Annotated in this window: 21 protein-coding genes; 13 read left to right on the top strand and 8 right to left on the bottom strand. The window is 71.8% G+C overall.

From position 1 onward, the window contains the following. Positions 1-7: 7 nt before the first annotated feature. The 4 genes from ACQPWU_RS13495 to ACQPWU_RS13480 are packed head-to-tail and all read left to right on the top strand — an operon-like array spanning position 8 to position 4570. Positions 8-1444 (top strand): FAD-linked oxidase C-terminal domain-containing protein, encoded by a 1437-nt coding sequence (locus tag ACQPWU_RS13495; protein ID WP_433445203.1) that lies wholly within the window; start codon positions 8-10, stop codon positions 1442-1444. Further along, a complete protein-coding gene (locus ACQPWU_RS13490) occupies positions 1444-2619 on the top strand; it encodes an FAD-binding oxidoreductase (protein ID WP_433439772.1) in 1176 nt (391 codons plus the stop codon). The genes ACQPWU_RS13495 and ACQPWU_RS13490 overlap by 1 nt, the downstream gene beginning before the upstream one ends. After that, entirely contained in the window at positions 2619-3821 is a 1203-nt protein-coding gene (locus tag ACQPWU_RS13485) for a (Fe-S)-binding protein (RefSeq protein WP_433439770.1), read from the top strand. Before ACQPWU_RS13490 ends, ACQPWU_RS13485 begins: the two co-directional genes overlap by 1 nt. Further along, positions 3818-4570, top strand: coding sequence for an IclR family transcriptional regulator (locus ACQPWU_RS13480; protein ID WP_433439768.1), 753 nt, complete (start codon positions 3818-3820; stop codon positions 4568-4570). Before ACQPWU_RS13485 ends, ACQPWU_RS13480 begins: the two co-directional genes overlap by 4 nt. Here the strand turns inward: ACQPWU_RS13480 and ACQPWU_RS13475 are convergent. Continuing rightward, complete coding sequence (locus tag ACQPWU_RS13475) at positions 4545-5282, bottom strand: VOC family protein (protein ID WP_433439766.1); 738 nt, start codon at positions 5280-5282, stop codon at positions 4545-4547. The two genes, ACQPWU_RS13480 and ACQPWU_RS13475, sit on opposite strands and share 26 nt — an antisense overlap. Positions 5283-5328: 46 nt before the next feature. Here ACQPWU_RS13475 and ACQPWU_RS13470 point away from each other — a divergent pair, with 46 nt between their 5' ends. The 3 genes from ACQPWU_RS13470 to ACQPWU_RS13460 are packed head-to-tail and all read left to right on the top strand — an operon-like array spanning position 5329 to position 8256. Further along, positions 5329-6069, top strand: a complete 741-nt coding sequence (locus tag ACQPWU_RS13470) for an IclR family transcriptional regulator (protein WP_433439764.1) — start codon at positions 5329-5331, stop codon at positions 6067-6069. 3 nt (positions 6070-6072) lie between these two features. Next, the gene (locus ACQPWU_RS13465) at positions 6073-6285 is read left to right on the top strand and encodes a DUF2277 domain-containing protein (RefSeq protein WP_360696123.1); all 213 of its coding nucleotides are present in this window, start codon (positions 6073-6075) and stop codon (positions 6283-6285) included. 57 nt (positions 6286-6342) lie between these two features. Beyond that, positions 6343-8256, top strand: a complete 1914-nt coding sequence (locus ACQPWU_RS13460) for a hypothetical protein (protein ID WP_433439761.1) — start codon at positions 6343-6345, stop codon at positions 8254-8256. 18 nt (positions 8257-8274) lie between these two features. On the opposite strand, the gene ACQPWU_RS13455 is transcribed toward ACQPWU_RS13460, so the two are convergent. Further along, on the bottom strand, positions 8275-9261 hold the full coding sequence (locus ACQPWU_RS13455) for a helix-turn-helix transcriptional regulator (protein ID WP_433439759.1): 987 nt from the start codon (positions 9259-9261) through the stop codon (positions 8275-8277). A 127-nt stretch (positions 9262-9388) separates the two neighbouring features. Here ACQPWU_RS13455 and ACQPWU_RS13450 point away from each other — a divergent pair, with 127 nt between their 5' ends. From ACQPWU_RS13450 to ACQPWU_RS13430, 5 genes are all read left to right on the top strand, one after another. Continuing rightward, entirely contained in the window at positions 9389-11770 is a 2382-nt protein-coding gene (locus tag ACQPWU_RS13450) for a GcvT family protein (RefSeq protein ID WP_433439757.1), read from the top strand. After that, positions 11767-12969, top strand: coding sequence for a sarcosine oxidase subunit beta family protein (locus ACQPWU_RS13445; protein ID WP_433439755.1), 1203 nt, complete (start codon positions 11767-11769; stop codon positions 12967-12969). The genes ACQPWU_RS13450 and ACQPWU_RS13445 overlap by 4 nt, the downstream gene beginning before the upstream one ends. Then, positions 12969-13205, top strand: coding sequence for a sarcosine oxidase subunit delta (locus ACQPWU_RS13440; RefSeq protein ID WP_433439753.1), 237 nt, complete (start codon positions 12969-12971; stop codon positions 13203-13205). The genes ACQPWU_RS13445 and ACQPWU_RS13440 overlap by 1 nt, the downstream gene beginning before the upstream one ends. Positions 13206-13221: 16 nt before the next feature. Then, positions 13222-16314, top strand: a complete 3093-nt coding sequence (locus ACQPWU_RS13435) for a 2Fe-2S iron-sulfur cluster-binding protein (RefSeq protein ID WP_433439751.1) — start codon at positions 13222-13224, stop codon at positions 16312-16314. Positions 16315-16398: 84 nt separating this feature from the next. Then, positions 16399-17055, top strand: coding sequence for an HNH endonuclease family protein (locus ACQPWU_RS13430; RefSeq protein WP_433439749.1), 657 nt, complete (start codon positions 16399-16401; stop codon positions 17053-17055). Positions 17056-17073: 18 nt separating this feature from the next. Here ACQPWU_RS13430 and ACQPWU_RS13425 read toward each other — a convergent pair whose 3' ends face one another. Further along, positions 17074-18312, bottom strand: a complete 1239-nt coding sequence (locus tag ACQPWU_RS13425; RefSeq protein ID WP_433439747.1) for an ATP-binding protein — start codon at positions 18310-18312, stop codon at positions 17074-17076. 49 nt (positions 18313-18361) lie between these two features. Then, positions 18362-19039, bottom strand: coding sequence for a response regulator transcription factor (locus ACQPWU_RS13420; protein WP_349457082.1), 678 nt, complete (start codon positions 19037-19039; stop codon positions 18362-18364). Positions 19040-19131: 92 nt separating this feature from the next. Between ACQPWU_RS13420 and ACQPWU_RS13415 the strand changes: the two genes are divergently transcribed. Then, complete coding sequence (locus tag ACQPWU_RS13415) at positions 19132-19617, top strand: hypothetical protein (protein ID WP_433439745.1); 486 nt, start codon at positions 19132-19134, stop codon at positions 19615-19617. Positions 19618-19677: 60 nt separating this feature from the next. On the opposite strand, the gene ACQPWU_RS13410 is transcribed toward ACQPWU_RS13415, so the two are convergent. Genes ACQPWU_RS13410 through dapF form a run of 4 tightly spaced genes read right to left on the bottom strand, consistent with a single transcriptional unit; the run spans position 19678 to position 24360 of the window. Further along, positions 19678-20436, bottom strand: a complete 759-nt coding sequence (locus tag ACQPWU_RS13410) for an SDR family NAD(P)-dependent oxidoreductase (RefSeq protein ID WP_433439743.1) — start codon at positions 20434-20436, stop codon at positions 19678-19680. A gap of 9 nt (positions 20437-20445) precedes the next feature. Then, positions 20446-22722 (bottom strand): tetratricopeptide repeat protein, encoded by a 2277-nt coding sequence (locus tag ACQPWU_RS13405; protein ID WP_433439741.1) that lies wholly within the window; start codon positions 22720-22722, stop codon positions 20446-20448. 19 nt (positions 22723-22741) lie between these two features. Then, positions 22742-23497: an SCO6745 family protein gene (locus tag ACQPWU_RS13400; protein WP_433439739.1), complete on the bottom strand. Its 756-nt coding sequence runs from the start codon at positions 23495-23497 to the stop codon at positions 22742-22744. A 50-nt stretch (positions 23498-23547) separates the two neighbouring features. Beyond that, positions 23548-24360, bottom strand: a complete 813-nt coding sequence (dapF, locus tag ACQPWU_RS13395; protein WP_433439738.1) for a diaminopimelate epimerase — start codon at positions 24358-24360, stop codon at positions 23548-23550.

Genomic DNA, 24360 nt, shown 5'->3' with positions numbered 1-24360 from the left:
ATCGGTGCTGGAAACGCTGACGGCCGCCCTGCGCTCGCTGCTGCCCCACGACTCGGTGATCACCGACCCGGTACGCCTGCGCACGTACGAGTGCGACGGCCTCACCTACCACCGGGCGACCCCCGGCGTGGTCGTGCTGCCCGACACGGCCGAACAGGTCGCCCGCGTGGTACGCGTGTGCAACGACTTCGGCGTGCCCTTCGTGGCCAGGGGCTCGGGCACCGGCCTGTCCGGGGGCGCGCTCCCCCGCGAGGACGGCGTGCTCATCGTCACCTCCAAGATGCGCAGGATCCTGGAGATCGACCTGGACAACCGCAGGGCCGTCGTCGAGCCCGGCGTCACGAACCTGGCCATCACCGAGGCCGTGCGCGACAAGGGCTACTACTACGCGCCCGACCCCTCCAGCCAGCAGGTCTGCTCCATAGGCGGCAACGTCGCGGAGAACTCCGGCGGCGCCCACTGCCTCAAGTACGGCTTCACCGTCAACCACGTCGAGGCCTGCGAGATCGTCACGCCCGACGGTGACCTGGTCATGCTCGACCGCATGGACCCCGGCTACGACCTGCTGGGCGCGTTCATCGGCTCGGAGGGCACGCTGGGCATCGCTACCAAGATCACGGTACGCCTCAGCCGTACGCCCCAGGCCGTCACCACGGTGCTGGCCGCGTTCGAGAGCATCGAGCAGGGTGGGCAGGCGGTCTCCGCGATCATCGGGGCGGGCATCGTGCCCGCCGCCATCGAGATGATGGACGCGCTCGCCATCGAGGCGGCCGAGGCGGCGGTGGCCTGCCGCTACCCCGAGGGCGCCGGCGCCGTGCTGATCGTGGAGCTGGACGGCCCGGAAGCAGAGGTGGAGCGGCAGTTCGCGCAGCTCACGGAGATCTGCTCGGGCGCGTTCGAGCTGCGGGTGGCGGCCGATCCGGCCGAGCGGGCGGCGATCTGGAGGGGCCGCAAGTCGGCGTTCGCCGCCGTCGGGCGCATCAGCCCGGCCTACATCGTGCAGGACGGGGTCGTGCCGCGCACGTCCCTGCCCGGCGTGCTGGCCGCCATCGACCGGCTCTCCCAGGAGCACGGCATCAGGGTGGCGAACGTCTTCCACGCCGGAGACGGCAACCTGCACCCGCTCGTGCTGTTCGACGACGCGGAGCCGGGGGCCGGCGAGCGGGCCGAGGTGGTCTCCGGAGCGATCCTCGACCTGTGCATCGAGCACGGCGGCTCGATCACGGGCGAGCACGGGGTCGGGGTGGACAAATCGCGTTACATGCCGAAGATGTTCAGCGCGGACGACCTGGACACCATGCAGCTCGTCCGGTGCGCGTTCGACCCCCGGGGCCTGTCGAACCCGGGCAAGGTGTTCCCCACCCCGCGCCTGTGCGGCGAGGTGCCGGGGGTGCGGAAGGGCGTGCACCCGCTGGTGGAGTCGGGGAAGGCGGAGCAGTTCTGATGCTGGCCGACACCGGGGTGACCGTCAGGCAGGCGGACGCGGACGACGCCGTCAACGGCGTGCGGCCCCGCTGGGTCGCGCTGCCCGAGACCGTCGAGGAGGTCGCGGCCGTGCTGCGGGCCTGCGCCGCACTGGACCTGGCGGTGGTGCCCGCGGGCGGCGGCACGAAGCTGCACTGGGGGCCGCCGCCCGAGCGGTGCGACGTCCTGCTCGACATGTGCTGCATGAACGCCGTCCTCGAGCACGCCGAGGGCGACCTCGTGGTGCGCGCACAGGCCGGGGTGACCATGGACGCCCTGGCCGCCGCGCTCGCCGAGAAGGGCCAGGAACTGGCGCTCGATCCCCCGTTCACGGAGCACACGACGGTCGGCGGCACGCTCGCCACCGCGACGGCGGGCCCGCGCGCCTTCCGCTACGGCACCGCCCGCGACCTGCTCATCGGCATCACGATCGTGCTGCCCGACGGGACGATCGCGAAGTCGGGCGGCAAAGTGGTCAAGAACGTCGCGGGCTACGACCTCGGCAAACTCTTCACGGGCTCGCAGGGCACGCTCGGCGTGATCGCGGAGGCTACGTTCCGGCTGCACCCGCTGTCCGCGGACCGCCGCTGGCTGGTCGCGTACGCCGAGGTGTCCAACGACGTGCTGCTGCGCCTGGCCGCCTCCCAGGCCGAGCCGTCCGCCGTCGAGATCGACTGCCCTGACGGCAAGAACACGACGGTCGCGGTGCTGGTGGAGGGCTCGGCGGCCGAGGCGCGGGCGCTGGCGCTGCGTGAGGTGCTCGGGGACGGCACGGTCACGGCCGAGGCGCCGGAGTGGTGGGGGCTCATACTCAAGGACGACGTGCTGCTGGAGGTGCGTTTCCCGCCCGCGCGCACGGCGGAGGCGCTGGCCGCGGCAGGGGACGCCGGGTTCTCCTTCCGCGGGTCCGCCGCGTCGGGGCGGGCGTACCTGGAGAGCTGGGGCGACGTCCCGGAGGACGAGCTGGCGGCGGCCGTCACCCGGCTGCGCGCGCGGATCGAGGCGCTGGGCGGGCGCGTGAACGTGCTGGCCACGCCGTACGAGGGCGTCGACAGGTGGGGGCAGGTGAGCGCACTGCCGTTGATGCGGCGGGTCAAGGAACGCTTCGATCCCGGGCGGAGGATGTCTCCCGGCCGGTTCGTGGGAGGGATCTGATGGACCCCGAGCTGATCAATGACTGCGTGCACTGCGGGTTCTGCCTGCCGACGTGCCCGACGTACGTGTTGTGGGGCGAGGAGATGGACTCGCCGCGCGGGCGGATCCACCTGATGAAGCAGCACGTCGAAGGCACTCCGATCACGCCGGAGATGGCCGGGCACTTCGACGCCTGTCTCGGGTGCATGGCGTGCGTCACGGCCTGCCCGTCCGGGGTCCAGTACGACCGCCTGATCGAGCAGACCCGCGCCGAGGTGGAGCGGCGGCACGTGCGCGATCCGCAGGAGCGGGCCGTGCGCGGGATGGTGTTCAGCCTGTTCCCCTACCCGCGCAGACTGCGGCTGCTGCGGCCGACGCTGTGGCTGGCCGAGCGGATGGCGCCGTTCCTCGCCAGGGTGAACCCCAGCCTCGGCGCCATGGCCGCGCTCGCGCCGCGCGTGGAGCAGCGCCAGCGGCTGCCGCGCGTGGTCAGGGCCAGGGGCGAGCGCAGGGCCGTGGTGGGCATGCTCACCGGCTGCGTGCAGGGCGAGTTCTTCCCGCAGGTGAACGCGGCCACCGCGCGGGTGCTCTCGCTGGAGGGCTGCGACGTGGTCATCCCCCGCGGCCAGGGCTGCTGCGGGGCGCTCAGCGTGCACTCGGGCCGCGACGACCAGGCCAGACGGCTGGCGCTCAGGACGGTCAGAACGTTCGAGAAGGCCGGGGTGGACACCGTCGTGGTGAACGCGGCCGGCTGCGGCTCGTCGATGAAGGAGTACGCCGAACTGCTCGGCCGCGAGCCCGGATTCCGCGTGGTCGATCTGTCGGAGTACCTCGCCGAGCTGGGGCCCGTGGCCAAGCGGCACCCGCTGCCGCTCACCGTCGCCTACCACGACGCCTGTCACCTGGCCCACGCGCAGGGCGTGCGCTCCCAGCCGCGCGAACTTCTGAGCGGCATCCCGGAGCTGGAGATCCGCGAGATCCCCGAGTCGGCCATCTGCTGCGGCTCCGCGGGCACGTACAACATCTTCCAGCCCGAGGCCGCCCGCGACCTGGGCGACAGGAAGGCCGCGGCGGTGGCCACGACCGGCGCCGAGCTGCTGGTCTCGGCCAACCCCGGCTGCACCATGCAGATCGCGACGGCCATGAGGCGGGCCGGCGCTCAGATCAGGGTGGCCCACACGGCCGAGGTGCTCGACGCATCGCTGCGCGGAGTCGCCCTATGAGCGTCCAGTCGGTGGAGCGGGCGTTGGACGTGCTCGAGGCGCTGGCCGAGCACGGGGGCGAGGCGGGCCTGTCGGAGATCGCCGCGAGGACGGGGCTGCCGTACGGGACCATCCACCGGCTGCTGCAGACCCTGCTCGCCCGCGGCTACGTGCGGCAGGAATCCGACAGGCGGTACGCCCTGGGCGGCGGCCTCGTGCGCCTGGGGGGCATCGCCGAGAGCATGGTCGGCGTGTGGGCGCAGCCGTACCTGACGAAGATGGTCGAGCTGTCGGGCGAGACCGCGAACCTGGCCGTGCTCGAAGGCGACTTCGTCGTCTACGTGGCGCAGGTGCCCTCGCCGCGCAGGCTGCGCATGTTCGCCGAAGTAGGCAGGCGGGTGCTGCCGCACAGCACGGCCGTGGGCAAGGTGCTGCTGGCCGGGCGGCCCGCCGCCGAGGCGGTCGCCGTCTTCGAGCGCACCGGCATGCCCCGCCGCACCCCGAACACGATCACCGACATGACGGCCATGCTGGCCGAGCTCGATCTCGTCAGAGCGCAGGGCCACGCCATGGACCTGGGCGAGGAGGAGCTGGGCGTGCACTGCCTGGCCGTGCCCGTGTGGGACGGCGACCGCGTGGTCGCCGCGATGTCGGTCTCCGGGCCGGCCGGGCGCATCGACGCCCTCGACCGCGACGACCTGGCCGAGGGCATGCGGAAGATCGCCCTCGGCTTCGGCAACGAGCTCAGCCCCGTGGCCGGCGCAGGCTGAAGAACCCGCCGCCTCCCGGGTGGTGGACGACCGCGATGCGGCCGTACGGCGAGTCGAACGGCGCGACCGGCACCTGCGCGCCCAGCTCTGCCGCCTTCGCGACGGAGGCGTCGAGGTCGGCCACGTCGAAGTAGATCATCCAGTGCGGCGGCACACCCTCCCAGTGCTCGTCCATCCGCAGCCGCCCGCAGACCGGCTCGCCCCCCGCGTGGTAGACCGCGTAGTCGATCCCGCCGGTCACCTGCTCCTTGTCGTAGGGGAACAGCGCACAGTAGAACGCGTCGGCCGCCGCGCCGTCGGGCACGTTGACCTCGGCCCAGCTCATCGCCCCCGGCTCGGCCAGGACCCCCGCCCCGGGGAACTCCCCCGGCTGGTAGATCGCGAACTTGGCGCCGAACGGGTCGGTCGCCAGCACGTAGCCCGCGAAGGGGCCCTCGATCAGCTTGCCGCCCGCCGCCTCGAGCCTGGCGACGGACGCCGTCAGGTCGGAGGTCGCGAGGTAGACCGTCCAGGCCGCCGGATCGGCGGCCTGCGGGTCGGGGGTGATAGCGGCGACGGGACGCCCGCCGACGTGGGCCATCGTCCATCCGCCCTGGTCTCGGCACTCCCAGCCGAGCAGCTCGGCATAGAAGCGCTCCGCGGCGACGGCGTCTCTCGTGAGGAGCTGCGCCCAGCAGGGCGCGCCGTCGGGGTAACCGGTCTTCTCCACCATGCTCGCGAGCCTGCCATACGGCTCCGACAAAGTATTCTGTTGCGCTATGAGCAACAGCACGTCGGTTCAGTCGGTCGATCGTGCCATCGCGATCCTGGAGATCCTCGCCCGCGACGGCGCCACCCGGGTCACGGATCTCGCCGCGGAGCTCGACGTGCACAAGTCCACGGCGTTCCGGCTGCTGGCGGCGCTCGAGCACGGCGGACTGGTCGAGCAGAGCGGCGACCGCGGGCGCTACCGGCTGGGGTTCGGCGTCGTACGGCTGGCCGGCGCGGCCACGGCCCAGCTCGACCTGTCGCGTGAGAGCAGGCCGGTGTGCCTGCGCCTGGCGGAGGAGGTCGGCGAGACCGTCAACATCGCGGTTCCGCAGGACGGCGACGCGGTCAACATCAGCCAGGTGCGCGGACCCGCGGCGATCAGCGGCCACAACTGGGTCGGGCAGCGCACCCCCTCCCACGCCACCTCCAGCGGGAAGGTGCTGCTGGCCTTCGGCGCCCTGCGGCTCCCCGCCGAGCTGGCGCGTTACACCCCCCGGACGATCACGTCGTCCGCCGGGCTGGGGCTCGAGGAGATCAGGGAGCGCGGCTGGGCCGCCACCGTGGAGGAGCTGGAGGTCGGCCTGAACGCGGTGGCCGCGCCGATCAGGGGCAGCGACGGCTCGGTGGTGGCCGCGGTCAGCGCCTCGGGGCCGTCCTACCGGCTGACGCCGGACCGGCTGCCGGAGGTGGGCGAGCTGCTGGTCGAGGCCGCACGGGAGATAAGCCAGCGGATCGGCTATTACCGTTAGGGCATGTGTAGAAGCATCAAGACGCTCCGGCCCCCGTACACCGAGAGCGTGACCGAGGAGGACGTGCGGGCGGCGGCGCTGCAGTACGTCAGGAAGATCTCCGGATTCCGCGCGCCCGCCGCGCACAACGCGGAGGCGTTCGACCGGGCCGTGGAGATGATCACGAAGGCGTCGGAGGAGCTGCTCGGGGCGCTCGAAGTTCGCGGATCGCGTTGACAGGCACCCGCTGCGGGAGAAGTGTTCCCTCGTGTAGGCCCAAGCGAGGGAGCTCCCATGATCAGCGGGCTTTACCAGGGACAGGACGGCGACTCGCAGCTGGCGCTCCGCGTCGACGTCGACGGGGCCAGGCCCACCGGGCGGGTGAGCGGCGACCTGTTCACCGTGGCGGGAGCGACGACCTCCTACGTCGGCTCCTTCGTGGTCAACGCCCCCACCGTGCACGCCGCGGGTGACGAGGCTCGGGTCCTGGGCCGCGGGATCTTCACGTTCGAGACTCCCGAGAAGGACGTGAGCGTCACGATCGCCGACGGGGCGGGGACGGCCGCGGTCGCGGGGCGCACGTACCAGGTGGGCCTGGCCTCGCCGTACTTCCGCAGCGTGCTGCTCGAGCAGGACTCGGTGATCGGGACCGTGCCGTTCGCGTCGTACCGCACCGGCACGCTGCCCGGGCCGAGCGGCTCGCCTGCCAGGGAGCTGAGCGTGAGCGCCGCGTACGCGGAGGCGGGCATCCAGCTGACCCTCGCGCAGCCGGGCGTCATCCCCGTGGACGGGTCCGGCGCGGACCTGGCGTGGGACGACGCCGAGCTGCATCACGCGATGACGCAGCAGTTCAGCGCGTTCGGCGACGCGCCTGCCTGGCGGGTGTGGCTGCTGGTGGCGAGCAAGCACGTGGGCGGCTTCCGGGGGATCATGTTCGACTACAACGACGCGCACCAGCGGCAGGGGTCCGCGGTGTTCTACGACGTGATCAAGGGGACGACGCCGCAGGCGCAGCGCGCGCAGTTACGTACGTACGTGCACGAGCTCGGGCACGCCTTCAACCTGCTGCACTCCTGGCAGAAGAACCTCGCCACCCCGCCCCAGCCGCTGGGCCCAGAGGGAGGCTTCGGCGACCTGTCGTGGATGAACTACGTACAGAACTACCTCCCTGGCGGAGAACAGGGCTACTGGGCGGCCTTCCCGTTCCAGTTCACGGACGCGGAGCTGATCCACTTGCGCCATGGCTTCTACCGCGACGTGGCCATGGGCGCGAACGCGTTCGGCACCGGGGCCGCCGAGATCGCGCCGTTCGAGCAGCCGGTCGAGGACCGTTCGGGGCTGCGGCTCGAGCTGCGCGCCAAGGAGTCGTTCGAGCTGGGCGAGCCCGTCGTGGTCGAGCTCAAGCTCTCCTACGACGGCGAGCCCCGCACCACGCACGGCCATCTGCACCCCGACACCGAGTTCACCCAGGTGTCGATCACGCAGCCGGGCGGCAGGACCGTGCTGTACCGGCCGATGATGCGGCACTGCGTGGACACCTCGCCGGAGATCCGGCTGGACGAGGGCAATCCGGCCATGTACCGCAGCGCGTACATCGGCCACGGCCGCGACGGCCACTACTTCCGGCAGCCCGGCGAGTACCACGTCCGGGCCCAGTACATCGCCGCCGACGGCTCGCGCATCGTCTCCCCCGCGCGCCTGGTCAGGGTGCGCTTCCCGGTCAGCCGGGACGACCACCAGGTGGCCGAGCTGATGCTGGGCGAGGAGCAGGGCCAGCTGTTCTCGCTGCTCGGCTCCGACTCCCCCACGTTGCGCTCGGGCAACCTGGCCCTCGACGAGGTCATCGACCGGTACGGCGCCCACCCGCTGGCCGTCTACGCCCGCATGGTCAAGGGGCTGAACGCGGAGCGCGAGTTCAAGGCGCTGACGGCGGGCAAACGGCTGCGCGTCCGGCCACCGGATCCCAAGCAGGGCATCGAGCACCTCACCAGGGTCGCCAGGAACCCGGGCATCGACAACATCACCCTGAACATGGTGATGCGCCGCCTGGCCAGAGCCGAGGCTCGCCAGGGCGATCTGGACCGGGCGAACGCGGTGATGGACCAGATGGTCGCCACGTTCCAGGCCAAGGGGGTGAACCCCATCGTCATGGGGCAAATCCGGCGCCAGGCGGAGCTCACGAAGGCGGCGCTCAGCGCCGAGGCCTGAGCCCGGGACTCCGGCGGCTCACTCCAGCAGGCGATGCTGGGCGGCGAGGAACCCGGCGTGGAAGCGGGTCCTGGCGCCCAGTCGCTCGGACAGCACCTGCACGCGGCGCTGCACCGTGCGCGGCGAAAGCCCCAGCTGCCGGGCGATGGCGTCGTCCTTCATGCCGGCCGCCAGCAGCGCCAGCACCTCCGTGTCCGGGGTCTGCGGCCACATCTCGGACTCCAGCGTGTCACCGGCGGTCAGGCGGAGCGGCACGGCGGCCCGCCACAGCGTCTCGAACAGCCCCACCAGGGCGTCGAGCAGCGCCGATGGATGCACCACCAGTGCGCTCTCCACGGCCCTGTCCTCGTCGGAGACCAGGGGCAGGATGGCGGTGCGGCCGTCGGCGATGGCCAGCTTGACGGGCACCTGACCGAGCCTGGCCTGCTCGCCGTCGGCGATGGCGCGGCGCGTGTGGGCCAGCATGCCGGGGTCCTCGAACGCCTGAGGGCCGTAGATCCCGCGGGTGGGCGCACCCTTGCGGGCCGCCCGCTGCCGGTTCTCCCGGTCGTCGCTGACGTCCACGGCGTACGGCGGATGCACCAGCACGAGCATCTCCCGCATGGCGTTGCGTTCTAGCTGGAGATAGCGGCGGGCCACGGCGTCGCGCCCGCTCACCACCTCGAGCACCTCCTCCGGGTGCGGCCCGCTGCGCTCGGCGACCTCGGTGGCCAGCAGCGCGGCGGCGGCCCGGCTGTGGGTGATCTCCTCCTGGCGGCGGGCGACGAGGATGTCGATGGCGATGTTCGGCGGAGTGGCGATCAGCCGCAGCGGGCGGCCCGCCACCCGGGAGATCAGGCCGAGGTCCTCCAGTCTGGGAAGCATGCGGCGGATGGCGGCGGCCGACGAACCGGTCTCGGCGGCGAGCTCGCTCAGCGTGGCCGGCCCGTGCCGCAGGAGCGCGCGATAGGCGCTCTCCTCCGTGACGGTGACGCCGAGCCCCTCCAGTAAGCGCCGCTGCGCCATATCGCTCTCTTCCTGACATGCCATGATCCGCGTTCAGAGTACTCATGCTTGTTCGAGGATGCGTGGGGCTTTATGGTCGTTGCGTAGTCCGGTGCGTGTTGCGCATTAAGGAACAACCGGAGGCGTCATGAGTCGGCCCCGTCTGGTGATCGTGGGAGCGGGGATCGTGGGCTGCGCCCTCGCCGACGAGCTCACCGAACGGGGGTGGACCGACGTCACCGTGGTCGACCAGGGGCCGCTCTTCGCCGCCGGCGGGTCGAGCTCGCACGCCCCCGGCCTGGTCTTCCAGACGAACCCGTCGAAGACGATGACCGAGTTCGCCGCCTACACCGTGCGGAAGTACAGCGCGCTCGGAGAGTCGTGCTTCCGGCAGGTCGGCGGGCTGGAGGTGGCCACCACCCCGGAGCGCTGGGCCGACCTGCACCGCAAGCTCGGCTGGGCCGAGTCGTGGGGCGTCGAGGGTCGCCTGCTCGACCCCGCCCAGTGCGCCGAGCTCTGGCCGATGCTGGACGAGGACAAGGTGCTCGGCGGCTACCACGTACCCAGCGACGGGCTGGCCGCGGCTGTCGCCTGCGGCGAGTCGCAGGCGGCGCGGGCCATGGAACGCGGGGCCAGGTTCCTGGCGCGGCACACGGTGGTGGGCATCGAGCAGAAGGGCGGACGGGTCACCGGCGTCGCGGTCGTGACCTCAGGTGAGTACCGGACGATCCCCGCCGACGTGGTCGTGTGCGCCGCGGGTTTCTGGGGGCCGTCGATCGGGAAGATGGCCGGTCTGACCGTGCCGCTGCTGCCGCTGGCCCACCAGTACGCCAAGTCAGGCCCCCTGACCCTGGGAGAACCCGGTCCCATCCTCCGCCACCAGGACCGTGACCTCTACTTCCGCCAGTACGACGACCGCATCGGCATCGGGTCGTACGCGCACCGCCCCATGCCGGTGACCCAGGACGAGATCGGCCCCAAGGGCACCACCATGCCGTCGGTGCAGGCGTTCACCGAGGAGGACTTCGACCCCGCCTGGCGGGACGCGGTCGAGCTGCTGCCCGCGCTCGCCGGGTCCAAGTACGAGGACGGCATCAACGGGATCTTCTCCTTCACGCCCGACGGGTTCCCCCTCATCGGCGAGTCACCGCACCTCGACGGGTTCTGGCTGGCCGAGGCCGTCTGGGTGACGCACTCGGCCGGGGTCGCCCGGGCGCTGGCCGAGGTGCTGATGGACGGGCGGTCGGGGTTCGACCTGCATGAGTGCGAGCTCAGCCGGTTCGAGCAGACCCAGCTCTCGCCCGCGTTCGTCGAGGAGCGCGGCAAGCAGAACTTCGTCGAGGTCTACGACGTCATCCACCCGCTCCAGCCGATGGAGTCGCCACGGCCCCTGCGCACCAGCCCCTTCTACCAGAGGCAGCGGGAGCTGGGCGCCTTCTTCCTGGAGGCGGCGGGGTGGGAACGGCCGCACTGGTTCGAGGCGAACGCGCCGCTGCTCGAAGGGCCCGCCGAAGCAGTCCAGCGCGACGAATGGGCCTCCCGCTACTGGTCGCCGGTCGCCGCCGCCGAGTCGTACGCCACCAGGGAGCGGGTGGCGCTCTATGACATGACCCCGCTCAAGCGGATCGAGGTCAGCGGCCCGGGGGCGGCGGCGTTCCTGCAGCGCATGACCACGAACAACGTGGACAAGAAGCCGGGCTCGGTCACGTACACGCTGCTGCTCGACGTCAAGGGCGGCATCCGCTCCGACCTCACGGTGGCGCGGCTGGAGGAGGACGTCTTCCAGGTCGGCGCGAACGGCAACCTCGACCTCGACTGGCTGACCAGGCACGCGCCCGGCGGGGTGCGGGTGCGCGACCTGACGCCGGGCACCTGCTGCATCGGTGTGTGGGGCCCGTGGGCCAGGGGGCTGGTGGAGGATCTCACCGACATGGACATGTCGCACGAGGGCTTCCGCTACTTCAGCTGCAAAACCGGATACATCGGGCATGTGCCCGTGCTGGCGATGCGGGTCTCGTACGTCGGCGAGCTGGGCTGGGAGCTCTACACCAGCGCGGACATGGGGCTCAAGCTGTGGGACACGCTCTGGTCCCCGGGACTGGCAACAGCCGGGGGCCGGGCCGCGTTCAACAGCCTGCGGCTGGAGAAGGGGTACCGGCTCTGGGGCGTGGACATGACGACCGAGCACAACCCGTACGAGGCCGGGCTGGGCTTCGCGGTCAAGGCGGACAAGGACTTCATCGGCCGCGACGCCCTGACGACCGACGTCACACGCAGGCTGGTGCCGCTGCTCAGCGCCGAGGTGGTCATGGGCAAGGAGCCGGTACGGCATGCGGGGCGCACGGTCGGGTACGTCACGAGCGCGGCGTACGGGCACACGATCCAGCGGCCCATCGCGTACGCCTGGCTCCCGATCGAGCTCGCCGAACCGGGAACGCACGTGGAAATTTCCTACTTCGGCCGCCGCGTCCCCGCGGAAGTCGCCGCAGAGCCGCTGTTCGACCCCGGGATGGAGAAGATCAGACGTTGACCCACCCCGACTTCCTCTGGCGCAATCCCGACCCCAAGCCGTCCTACGACGTGGTCATCGTGGGCGGCGGCGGGCACGGGCTGGCCACCGCCTACTACCTGGCCAGGAACCACGGCCTCACGAACGTCGCCGTCCTGGAGCGGGGCTGGCTCGCGGGCGGCAACATGGCCCGCAACACCACGATCATCCGCTCCAACTACCTGTGGGACGAGAGCGCCGCGATCTACGAGCACTCGCTGAAGCTGTGGGAGGGGCTGAGCGCGGAGCTGGACTACGACCTGCAGTTCAGCCAGCGCGGGGTGCTCAACCTGGCGCACAACCTGGGCGACGTGCGTGAGGGCAGGCGCCGGGTCAACGCCAACCGGCTCAACGGCGTGGACGCCGAATGGCTCGACCCGGACGAGGTCAAGAAGTTCTGCCCGGTCATCAACGTCTCCGGCCGGGCCCGCTACCCGGTCATGGGAGCCACCCTGCAGCGGCGCGGCGGCATCGCCAAGCACGATCACGTGGCGTGGGCGCTGGCCCGCAAGGCGGACGCGTACGGGATCGACCTGATCCAGGGGTGCGAGGTCACCGGGTTCGAGATCGCGAACAACCGGGTGACGGCCGTCGAGACCTCGCGCGGGCGCATCGCGGCCGGGAAGGTCGCGCTCGCGGCGGCCGGGCACACCTCGGTGCTCGCCGACAAGGCCGGGATCCGGCTGCCGCTGCAGTCGCATCCGCTCCAGGCGCTGGTGTCGGAGTTGCTTGAGCCGGTGCTCGACTGCGTGGTCATGTCGAACGCCGTCCACGTGTACGTGAGCCAGGCCCACAAGGGTGAGCTGGTCATGGGGGCGGGCATCGACGCGTACAACTCCTACGGGCAGCGCGGCGGCGTGCACGTCATCGAGGCGCAGATGGCGGCGGCGCTGGAGCTGTTCCCGATCTTCAGCCGCGTACGCGTGCTGCGCACCTGGGCCGGGATCGTGGACGTCTCCCCCGACGCCTCGCCCGTCATCGGGCCGACACCCGTCGACGGCCTCTACATCAACGCGGGCTGGGGCACCGGCGGCTTCAAGGCGACCCCGGGCTCGGGCTGGGTGTACGCCCACACGATCGCCGAGGGCCGGCCGCATCCGCTCGCGGAGCCGTTCGGGCTGGACAGGTTCACCACGGGAGCGCTCATCGACGAGCACGGCGCGGCGGCGGTGGCGCACTGATGCTGCTGATCGACTGCCCTCACTGCGGGCCCCGCGATGAGACCGAGTTCCACTACGGCGGCCAGGCCGGGATCGCCTACCCCACCCGGGACGTGTCGGACGAGGAGTGGGCCGAGTACGTGTTCATGCGCGACAACCCCAAGGGCTGGTTCCACGAGCGCTGGTTCCACGTGCACGGGTGCCGGACGTGGTTCGACGTCGAGCGGCACACGGTCACCCACGAGATCAGGCCGTGACATCAGAGAGGGCACGATGAGGTTCACCTTCGACGGCCGCCCGCTGCGGGGCGAGCCGGGTGACACGCTGGCCGCCGCGCTGCTGCGCAACGGGGTGCGGGTGGTCGGCCGCAGCGTGGAGCTGGGACGGCCGCGCGGGATCTTCACCGCCGGCCCGGAGGAGCCGAACGCGCTGGTCCGCGTGGGCGCCGACCCGATGCTCGCGGCCACCACCGTGGAGCTGTACGACGGGCTGGAGGCGTGGAGCCTGCGCGGCAAGGGTCGGGTGGACCTGGACGCGGTGGACGACCGGCGCTGCGACAAGGGATACCTGCACTGCGACGTGCTGGTGGTCGGGGGCGGCCCCGCCGGCCTGGCCGCGGCGGTCGCGGCGGGTCGCGCGGGGGCACGCGTGATCCTCATGGACGACCAGCCCGCGTTGGGCGGCGACCTGCTGAACGGCCGCCTCCTGCTCGACGGCGCTCCCGCGCTTGAGTGGGTGGCCGGGCTCTCGCTGTCCGCCCGGGTGCTCACCAGGACGACCGCCGTCGGCTACTACGACCACAATTACGTGGTGGCGGTGGAGCGGCGGGCGCGCGGCGAGCGGCTGTGGCACATCAGGGCACGCAGGGTCGTGCTCGCCACAGGGGCGCACGAGCGCTCGCTCGCCTTCCCCGGCAACGACCGGCCCGGCGTGATGCTGGCCTCGGCGGCCCGCGCCTACGCCAACCGGTACGGGGTGGCGGCCGGGCGGCGGGCGGTGGTGTTCGCCTGCGCGGACTCCGGCTACGAGGCGGCGCGGGATCTCGCGGCGGCCGGTGTGGAGGTCGTCGCCGTCGTCGATCCCCGCCCCCGGTCCCCTGTGCCTGGGGCACTCGCCGGTCAGGTGGTGACCGGCACGACCGGCGACGCGGACGGCGTGCTCGACGGCGTATGGGTGGGAGATCGGCACGTCGAGGCTGACCTGCTGGCCGTGGCGGGTGGCTGGAACCCGGCCGTGCACCTGTTCAGCCAGTCGCAGGGGCGGGTGCGGTTCGACGAGGGCCTGCAGGCGTTCGTCCCGGGCACGTCCGCGCAGGCGGAGCGCTCGGCCGGGGCGTGCAGGGGCGTCTACGGCACCCGGGAGGCCATCGCCGACGGGTACGCGGCCGGTGCGGAGGCCGCCGGGCACACGGACGCGGGGTTGCGGGTGCCCGAGTGCGACGAGGAGCCCTCGCGGCCCCCCGCGGCCCTCTGGTGGGTCGAGGGGAGCTCGCCGGAGGAGTCCTTCGTCGACCTCCAGCGGGACGTGACCGTGGCCGACCTCGCCAGGGCGACCGGGACGGGGATGCGCTCGGTGGAGCACGTCAAGCGCTACACCACCGCGGGCACCGGCGCCGACCAGGGCAAGACCTCGGGCGCGGTCGTCGTGGGCGTCATGTCCGCCCTCCTCGGCGCCGAGCCGGGCCAGGTGGGCACCACCACGTTCCGCCCTCCGTACACACCGGTGTCCTTCGCCACCCTGGCGGGACGCGACCGCGGCGCGCTGTCCGACCCCGTCAGGACGACCGCCATGCACGACGCGCACGTCGCGCGGGGAGCGGTGTTCGAGGACGTCGGGCAGTGGAAGCGCCCCTGGTACTTCCCCCAGGACGGCGAGTCCATGGAGGCCGCCGTGCTGCGCGAGTGCCGCGCGGCCCGCACCGCCGTGGCCGCCATGGACGCCTCCACCCTCGGCAAGATCGACATCCGGGGCGCGGACGCGGGCGTGTTCCTCGACCGGATCTACACCAACATGTACTCCACGCTCGCCGTCGGCGCCTGCCGTTACGGGCTGATGTGCACGGCGGACGGGATGGTGTTCGACGACGGCACCACGGCCAGGCTGGGCGATGAGCACTTCCTGATGACCACGACCACGGGTAACGCGGCCGCGGTGCTCGACTGGCTGGAGGAGTGGCGGCAGACGGAGTGGCCGGACCTGGACGTGTCGTTCACGTCGGTCACCGACCACTGGGCTACGGTCGCCGTCGTGGGGCCGCGCGCCCGGGAGATCATCGCGGTCGTCGCGCCGGGGGCGCTGGACCTGGAGTTCATGCGGTTCGCGAGCACCCCCGTGCTGGGCGTCGAGGGGCGGGTGTTCAGGATCAGCTTCTCCGGCGAGCTGGCGTACGAGGTCAACGTGCCCTGGAGGTACGGCAGGGCGCTGTGGGAGGCGGTGCTGGAGCTCGGGGCGGTGCCGTACGGGACAGAGACCATGCACGTGCTGCGGGCCGAGAAGGGGTTCGCGATCGTCGGCCAGGAGACCGACGGGACCGTCACCCCTCAGGACCTGGGCATGTCGTGGATCGTCTCCACGCGCAAGCCGGACTTCGTGGGCAAACGCTCCCATGCCCGCCAGGACACCGCCAGGGAGGACCGCAAACGCCTGATCGGCCTCCTGCCCGACGACCCGGCGGCGCTTGTGGAGGAAGGCGCCCAGCTGATCACGGGGGCCGCCGACGGCATGGTCGGCCATGTGACCTCCAGTTACGGGAGCGCCGCGCTGGGCCGCGGGTTCAGCCTCGCCATGGCCAGGAACGTCGAGGTCGGCGACCGGCTCACGGCGGTGTCCGGGGAGGTCTCGCACAGCATGACCGTCGTGGCGCCCGTCTTCTACGACGCCGGGAACGCCCGCCGCGACGGCGATCCCCTGACCGGCCGGCCGGACCCGTACCAGGGCGAGTGCCGCTCGGAGAGCCCCGCCGCCGCCTTCGCCGTCCGCTTCGAGGCGGCGAGCACGCCCTCCGTACGGCTGCGCGAGATCCCGTTCGAACCCATGTGGGAGGTGCGGGGAACCGACCCTGGCACGGGCCTGCGCCTGGGCCCGTCCTGGTGGCTCGTATCCGGAGATGTCACGCCGCAGCCCGGCTGGGTGGACGTGTCGGGCCAGCGCACGATCCTCGAACTGTCGGGGCCGGACGCGACCGCAATCCTGATCACCGGCTGCCCCGTGGACCTCGACGCTCTTCCGGGCCACACCCAGACTCTCCTGGCCAAGACCTCGGTGATCCTCGAGCGGCGGGACGTCGGCACTTACCGCGTCTACGTAAGATCATCTTTCACCAGATACCTGGCGGAGTGGCTGGTAGACGCCCTGGATGCGTTGTAAGACTGTTTATGGGCACTTGACCTAGACTTTACGAAAACTCGGACAGGTCTGGGGGATGGCGTGGGGCGGCGGGTTCGAGCGTTCATGGCCGGTGTGGCCACGGTGGCGGTGCTGGCGGGTTGCGGTGGTTTGGAGGGGCAGTCCACGGCCGGTACCCAGGAGAGCTCCAAATCGGACTCGGCCTCGGTGTCCGATGCCCGCAAGAAGCTGAGCAAGCTGGCGGTCAAAGGGCGGGCGCCGAAGACCGGGTTCGACCGCGACGAGTTCGGTCCCGCCTGGTCGGACGTGGACCACAACGGCTGCGACACCCGTAACGACATACTCAAGCGCGACCTGGTGGACGAGAAGTTCAAGTCCGGGACGCACGACTGCATCGTGCTGAGCGGCACGCTGCACGACCCGTACAGCGGCAAGACGATCGACTTCAAGCGCGGCCAGGACACCAGCACGGACGTCCAGATCGACCACCTCGTGCCGCTGTCGGACGCCTGGCAGAAGGGCGCGCAGCAGTGGTCGGCGGACAAGCGCAAGCAGTTCGCCAACGACCCGCTGAACCTCCTGGCCGTGGACGGCCCGCTGAACGGCCAGAAGAGCGACTCCGACGCGGCCACCTGGCTGCCTCCGCGCAAGGCGTACCGGTGCGCCTACATCGCCCGCCAGATCGACGTGAAGGCGAAGTACGAGGTCTGGGTGACCTCGGCGGAGAAGGACGCCATGAACACCATCCTCGCGGACTGTTGATCGCCGTGACCTTCCGCGCTAAGCGGCGGTCAAGACCACCTCCACACGTGCGCCTCCTCCCGGAGGCGTGGAGACGGTAAGCCCGCCGCCCGAGGACTCGGCGGTACGCCGGGCGATGTCCAGGCCGAGGCCGGTCGAGCCGCCCCCGCTGTTGCCCCGCTCCAGCAGCGCGGGGTCGAAGCCGGGTCCCGAGTCCTCGACCGCCAGCACGGCACCCGACGGATGCGGCGCGAGCCGTACCGACATGGACGCCCCTTCTGGGGTGTGCGCGAAGACGTTGCCGAGCAGGGCGTCCACACACGCCGCGAGCTCCTCCGCGCCCACCGCGACCGGCAGCGGCGCGACCGGCAACGAGACCGACAGCTCGCGGCACTGGTCCTCCGCCAGCACCGACCAGAACCGCACCCGTTCCCGCACGACCGCCGCCGCGTCGCACGAGTCGCGTCCGGCCGAGCGACGCCGCGCGTCCGTGATGACGGCGCTCACCGCGCGCTCCAAGGCGTCCACACGGGCCTGTACGCGCGCCGCCTCCTCAGGGTCCCGCAGCGACTCAGCGTCCAGCCTCAGGCCCGTCAGAGGGGTGCGCAGCCGGTGCGACAGGTCGGCCACCGACTCGCGCTCCGCCGCCAGCAGCTCGTCGATCCGCCCGGCCAGATGGTTGAGCGCCAGCGCCACGGAACGCACCTCGGGCGGCCCGCCCGGCTCCGCCCGGGCCGTCAGATCTCCTCCGGCCAGCCGGTGCGAGACACGCGCGAGCCCGTCCACGGGCCTGGTCACGGCCAGCGCCAGCCGGTCCGCCAGGACGATGCCCAGCACCACCAGGGCGAGCCCGAGCAGGAGCAGCGCGAGCCACGCCTCCCGCACGCCACTCATCAGCTCCGCGTCCGGCACGAACACCCTGATCACAGCCGTGCCACCGGGCGACTGCGTGGATACGAGCACCTCCCTGCCGCCGGAGGTCGCGGCGGTGACGCTGCGGCCGGTGGCGGCCAGGCGGACCGCTTCTGTGCGGGGCGCGGACGCCCCCAGTGTGCGCCCGTCCGGCAGGAACACCGTCACCGGGCGCGACACCTGCTCCACGGCCAGCGCCAGGTCGGGCGTGCCCACCGCGAGCGCCACGGACTCGGCGGCCGCGGTCGCCCTGCTCATGGCACCGTTCTCGGCCACGGCCCGGATGAGCAGCGCCATCGGCACCAGCAACGCGATCAGGACCAGGGACGTGGTCGCCGCCACCAGCAACGCCAGCCACCGTCTCACGCCCGCGCCCCCAGCCCGGACCGGCCTGGTGCCCCCGCATGCGCGTGCCTCATGACGGTTCGACCAGCTTGACGCCGACGCCGCGGACGGTGTGCAGGTAGCGAGGCTCCGCGGCCGTCTCACCGAGCTTCCTGCGCAGCCATGACAGGTGCACGTCCACGGTCTTGTCCGCACCCCCGTACGGCAGCTGCCACACCTCCGTCAGCAGCTCCCGCTTGGTCACCACCTCACCGGGCCGCGCGGCGAGATAGTGCAGCACGTCGAACTCGCGCGGCGTCAGATCCAGCGCGGCCCCGTCGAGCGTCGCCGTACGCGCCCGCGGGTCCACCCGCAGGGCCCCTACGGCCAGCGGCTCGGGGACCGAACCCCCTGCCCGCCGCAACACCGCCCGGACGCGCGCGTCGAGCTGCGCCGCACTGTACGGCTTGACCACATAGTCGTCCGCCCCCGCGTCCAGCACCGGCACCATCTCGGCGTCTCCGTCACGGGCGGTCGCCACGATGACCGGCACCCGGCTCACCGCCCGCAACATCCGCAGCAGCTCCACCCCGTCGAGGTCCGGCAGCCCCAGATCGAGCACGATCAGATCGGGACGATCCTGTACGGCCAGCCGCAGCCCGTCCAGCGCCGTCGGGGACGAGGAGACGGCATGCCCGAGCTCCCTCAGCCCGCGGCTGAGCGCCGTACGGATCGCCACGTCGTCCTCGATGAGCAGGATGTCCGCCATATACAAGAACGTAGACGGTCCATGAGCATGACCTGGCAGCGTTATCGTCGCCTTAACCTGGCCTTAGCCGTACATGGGGGAACGTAAGGGCGATGAAGAAACTCGTGCTGGCCTGGGCCGCCACCGCCGTCGCCGCCACCGCGGCGGCCGTGGGGGTGCTCGCCCTGCTCGGCACCGGCCTCACCGGCGACTCCGGCCGCGTGCTCAGCCAGGCGGAGGTTCACGCCGCCCTGAACACCGCCACCCAGTTCGACACCGACGCCCCTGGTAACGCCGCCGAGCCGACCACGGGCCTTACCCCGAGCACCCCGAGCACCGCCGCGCCGTCGCAGACTCCGCAGTCCTCCCGGGCGTCGCAGGGCAAACTGATCCGCAGTCCAGGCGGCACCGTGATCGCCTCCTGCGCGGGCGACCTGGTCACGCTGCGCTCCTGGAGCCCGGCCCAGAACTATTCGGTGGACAAGGTCGAGCCGGGCCCGGCACGCGAGGCCAGGGTGGAGTTCGAGCAGGACGAGGGCGAGGACGCCGAGCTGAAGATCACCTGCTCGTCCGGCCAACCGGTCACGCAACGGCACTGACCGTAACGGCCCGCCATGTGCGTCACGCCTCAGCGCCGGGCGCCGCCTTCGCCAGCTCGGCTAGGTGATCAGCACTCCGCCGTCCACCGGCAGCGTCACCCCGGTGATGTACGAGGCCGCGTCGCTCGCCAGGAAGATCGCCGCGGCCACCAGCTCGGTGGGGTCGCCGGGCCGCTTCATCACTCCCCTGGACTCCACCACGTGCTCCACGTAGCCGGGTTTGTACTGCTCGGTCATCTCCGAGAGGAAGAACCCCGGCTCCAGGCAGTTGACCCTGATGCCACGCCGCCCGGTCCACTGCTGCGCGAGGTCCCGCGTGAGCCCGATGATCGCCGCCTTGGACGCGCTGTAGGCAGCCTGCGGCAGCCCGAGCGTGGTCTCACCGAGAACGCTGCCGATGTTCACGATCGACGAGCCGGGGCGCATGACCCGCGCGCACGCCTGTGCCATCCAGTACGTGCCGAGCAGGTTGACGTCGATGACCTGCCGGAACTCCTCGGGCGTCTCGCGCAGCGCGGGCACCGCGGTGCCGATGCCGGCGTTGTTGATCAGCACGTCGACCGCGCCCATGGCCTCCACGGCGGCGGCCACCAGCGCGTCGCAGTCTTCGGGCCGCGACACGTCCGTCTGCACGGCCAGGCACCGGCGGCCGGTCTCCTCGACCAGCCGCCGCGTCTCCTCGAGCCGGTCGGCGCGCCTGGCTCCGATCACGACGTCGGCACCCGCCTCGGCCAGGCCGCGGGCGAACGCGACGCCCAGCCCTGAGGAGGCGCCGGTGACGATGGCCACCTTGCCGTCGAGGGCGAACCGCTCCAGCACGCCGGACCCCTACAGCCCGTATTCCTTGACGATCCGCTCGTGCCGCTCCACCTCGACGTCGATCTCGCGGGCCAGGTCGAGCCAGGCCAGCGGATGCACCCACCGCTCGGTGGCGTCGTCGAGGAGCGCGTCGACCTCGGCCGCCGACACGTCCGGCGGCACCGCGACCCAGCCGAAGACGCCGGGCAGCGACTCGCCCGTCGACGGGTGGGTGACGGTGTAGTTTTCGTCGCTGTAGACCCACATCGGCCAGCCACGCTCGGCCATGACCTCGGTGAACTCCGCCCAGTCCTCCTCGCTCGGCGCGGCGCCGTCGAAGAAGTAGCTGGTGTAGCCGCCGGGCCGCAGGATGCGCACCGCGGCGAACGGCGGCACGAAGTTCTGCTGCTCCTGGGGGTCGTCGGGGACCGGCTCCAGCAGCTGCGGGTCGAAGACCACCAGGTCGCCGGCGTTGTAGTCCATGCCGCGCGGCTGCGGCAGGGCCAGCCTGGCGCTGGCGGGGCCGGTGCGGATCGACAGCACCTGGCGCTGGCCGCCGTCCGGCGCCGGGAGGATGAGCCTGATGAGGCCCATCTCCTCCTCGATCGGGCCCTCCTTGGACTTGATCGGCATGCCGATCTTGGCCGCGCCCTTGCGTACGGTCTCCCAGTCCTCCGCCGAGGTGGCCATGACGATCATGCGCCAGACGTCCTCGTCGGCGAGCTCGTCGAGCACCTCCAGCAGCACCTGCGCGGCCCTGGCGTTCTCGTCGAGCTGCTGGGCGGCGCCGGACAGCAGGCGGCGGGCGTCGAGCCCGGCCCCGGCGGCGACGGCGTGCTCGCCCGCGTCGAGCGTCTCCGGCCAGCGCTCGCGCGCGCTGTGCAGCCTGGCCAGCGCGAGGTATTGAGCGGCGTGCGGCAGCAGCGCGGCCATCTGCTCGAGCCGCTCGTCCTGGCGGGCCTCGACGAGCAGCGTGGTGAGGTAGGCCACGTCGTCGGCGTCGGCGGTGGCGATGTCGCCGGTGTCGACCAGCATCTTCCAGTAGATGTCGGCGCCGGTGGACGGGAAGCCGAGGAAGCCGAGGGTGGTCGTGTGGCGGCGGGTGGCCTCCAGGTCCTCGCCGGACAGCGGCGCGAGCCAGCCCACCCACTTCTCCGGGTCGGCGTTGAAGCCGTCGGCGGCGTCGAAGAGGCCGACGCGCTCGTCGAGCGGCCCGGGGGCCTCGGGCTCCGAGGCGGCGTCGGCGGCGGCGCGCAATGCGGCCACGCGTTCGGCGATGCCCTCGCTCTCGCGCAGCTCGGCGGCGCCGGACTCGGCCAGGTCGGCGAGGAGCCTGGCCTGCCACACGCCCTGCCTGGCGACGGCCAGGTCGCCCGCCACCAGCGCGAGCTCGACGCGGGCGCGGTAGCCGCCCATCATGCCGAAGTAGTCCATCCACTGGCGCAGCACGCGGCCGAGCTGCCAGGTGTTGGCGATCTGGGCGGAGCCGGCCAGCTTGGCGACCGCCTGCGACCACTCGACGAACACGCGCGGGTGCTCGCCCACCACGTCGAGGTCGGGCAGCGCGTCCACGGCCTCGGCGGTGCGGCCCAGCGTGGCGAGGATCAGGGCCCGCCGAACGCCGTCGCGGTGCTCCTTGGCAACCGGGTCGTCCGGCGCGAACTCGGCCGCGGCCTGCAGCGCGTTGAGCGCGTCCTCGGCTCGGCCCGCGGCGAGCAGCGCACGCGCGCTCTCGGCGCCGAGCTCCCAGCTCGCCTCGCGGCCCGCGACCCGCAGCCGCTCGACGGCGGACTCGGCGTAGGTCACGGCCTCGTCCGGCTGGCCCGCGTCGATGAGCGCGGCGACGTACTGCGTGACGAGGCCCGTGAAGGCGGGCTTCTCCGGGCTCAGGCCCTCGATGTGCGTCCCCAGCGTCTCCAGGCGCTCGCTCGCGTAGCCGGGACCGTCGGTGTTGGCCCACGTGATGGCCAGCGCCTCGACGGCCGCCGGGAAGGCCGGGCACTCGCGGACGTCTTCGCGCTGGGCGAACGTCAGCAGCTGCTGTGCGTCGTCCACGGCGACCGCGCCCTGCGCCCGGTCGCCGATGCGGCCGACCAGATGCCAGTAGCGGGCGTAGAACTCGAGCCAGGGCAGCTCCAGGGCCTCCGCCTGCTGCGCGATCGCGGGGGCCATGACGTCGAGCTGCGGATATCGGCCCTCATAGGCCTGTGCGGGGAGGTCTCCCAGCGCCATGGCGAGGCCGACGTTGCCCGCCTCAGAAAGCTGCTGCTGGGTTTCGCCGACCCAGGCCCAGATGTCCACGTCCATGGGCAGCCAGTCTGCCAGGTCAACGACCGTGCCCAAAACGCAGAAGCCCGATCAGCTCGTCCGATTCGCTGTCGTCGAGGACCGAAAACACCGGTGCCATCAGCTCGTCGGTCGTCTCCTCCACCGCCGCGCGCCGCGCGACGACGTCCGGGCCGGGCGTGGCGTACGGCTCCGGCCATTGGAAGAACTTTGCGATCATCTCCCCCGCCGCCGGTCCGAACGGGGTCGCGTCGTGGCTGGTCGCGAGCGTGGCCTCCAGCGGGTGCAGGCCTGCCGCGATCACCGCGTTGGCGTGCAGGCCGCCGCGCAGCTCGCGTACGACGTGCATGAGCTGCGCGGCCCGCGCGGGCGGATCGTCGGCCAGCGGCACGGCCCGCCACCCGGCGAACAGCGGCGCGCCTATGGGCGAGGCCTGCTCGACGACCGGCTGGAGCAGCTCGGCGATCCTGGAGCAGCCGTCGTAGCCGCCCAGCTTGCGCCGGCCCCAGGCCCTGCAGACCTCGGCGTACAGCTCGACGGCCTGCTGGGCGGCGAGTTTGCGGCCGCCGTTCCAGCTCTCCTCGACGTGTCGCGGCGGGAAGAAGACGACGACCGAATTGACGACGTCGGCGTCGCATTCGCCGAGCACGCCGCAGCGGCCTCTGAAGTAGAGCTCACGGGGACCGACCCCGTACTCCTCGCAGACGGCCTTGGCCTCCCTGGAGATCATGAAGCCGCCGCCGAACTCGCCGATCGGCCCCTTGACCTGTGCCGCCGTGGTGCGCGGGTCTGCCATGGCCCACCCCCTCAGTTCGTGGAGTGGACTCAGCATTCCTCAGGAGAACATCATTCTGCAAGCATCAACTCACCGCTGGCCACGATGACCGCGGGGCCGGAAAGGTAGCTCGTGTCCTCTTCGAGGATGACGGTCAGCGTGCCGCCCGGCACCTCGACCGTCCAGGTGCCGGTGGTGTCGCCCGACAGGGCCGCGGCGGCGACGGCCGTGGCCACCGCGCCGGTGCCGCATGAGCGGGTCTCGCCGGCGCCGCGCTCGTAGACGCGCATGACGGCGCGGCTGGTGCCGACGGGGTTGAACAGCTCGACGTTGACGCCGGTGGGGAAGACGCCGGTGTCGAAACCCGGCTGGTGGGTGAGGTCGAGCTGGACGACGGGGTCGCCGATGGCGCAGGCGAGGTGGGGGTTGCCCATGCTGACGTGCAGCCCCCTGTATTCCTGCGCGCCGACCGTCACCAGGCTCTCGCCGTACACGACGGGCTTGCCCATGTCGACGGTGATGTCGCCGTTGGGCTCGACGCGGACCTTGCGTACGCCGCCCCTGGTGGCCACCCCGAACTCGCTCGCCTGCTCCAGCCCCGCGTCGATCAGGTAGCGGGCGAACACGCGCACGCCGTTGCCGCACATCTCGGCCACGCCGCCGTCGGCGTTGCGATAGTCCATGAACCACTCGGCCACGGCGGCGTGCTCGATCACCTCATGGCTCTCCTTGGTGCGCGTCACCACCAGCACGCCGTCAGCCCCTATGCCGGCTCTCCTGTCACAGATCTTGGCGACGAGCGAGGCTGTCACGCCCGCCTCTCCGCCAGGGTCAGGAAGGATGATGAAATCGTTCTCGGTGCCGTGCCCCTTGAGAAACCGCAT

The sequence above is a fragment of the Nonomuraea sp. CA-141351 genome, from assembly GCF_050944675.1.
Lineage (GTDB): Bacteria > Actinomycetota > Actinomycetes > Streptosporangiales > Streptosporangiaceae > Nonomuraea.
The sequence above is the reverse complement of the archived record's forward strand: the minus strand, read 5'-3'. Positions and strand labels throughout refer to the sequence as shown.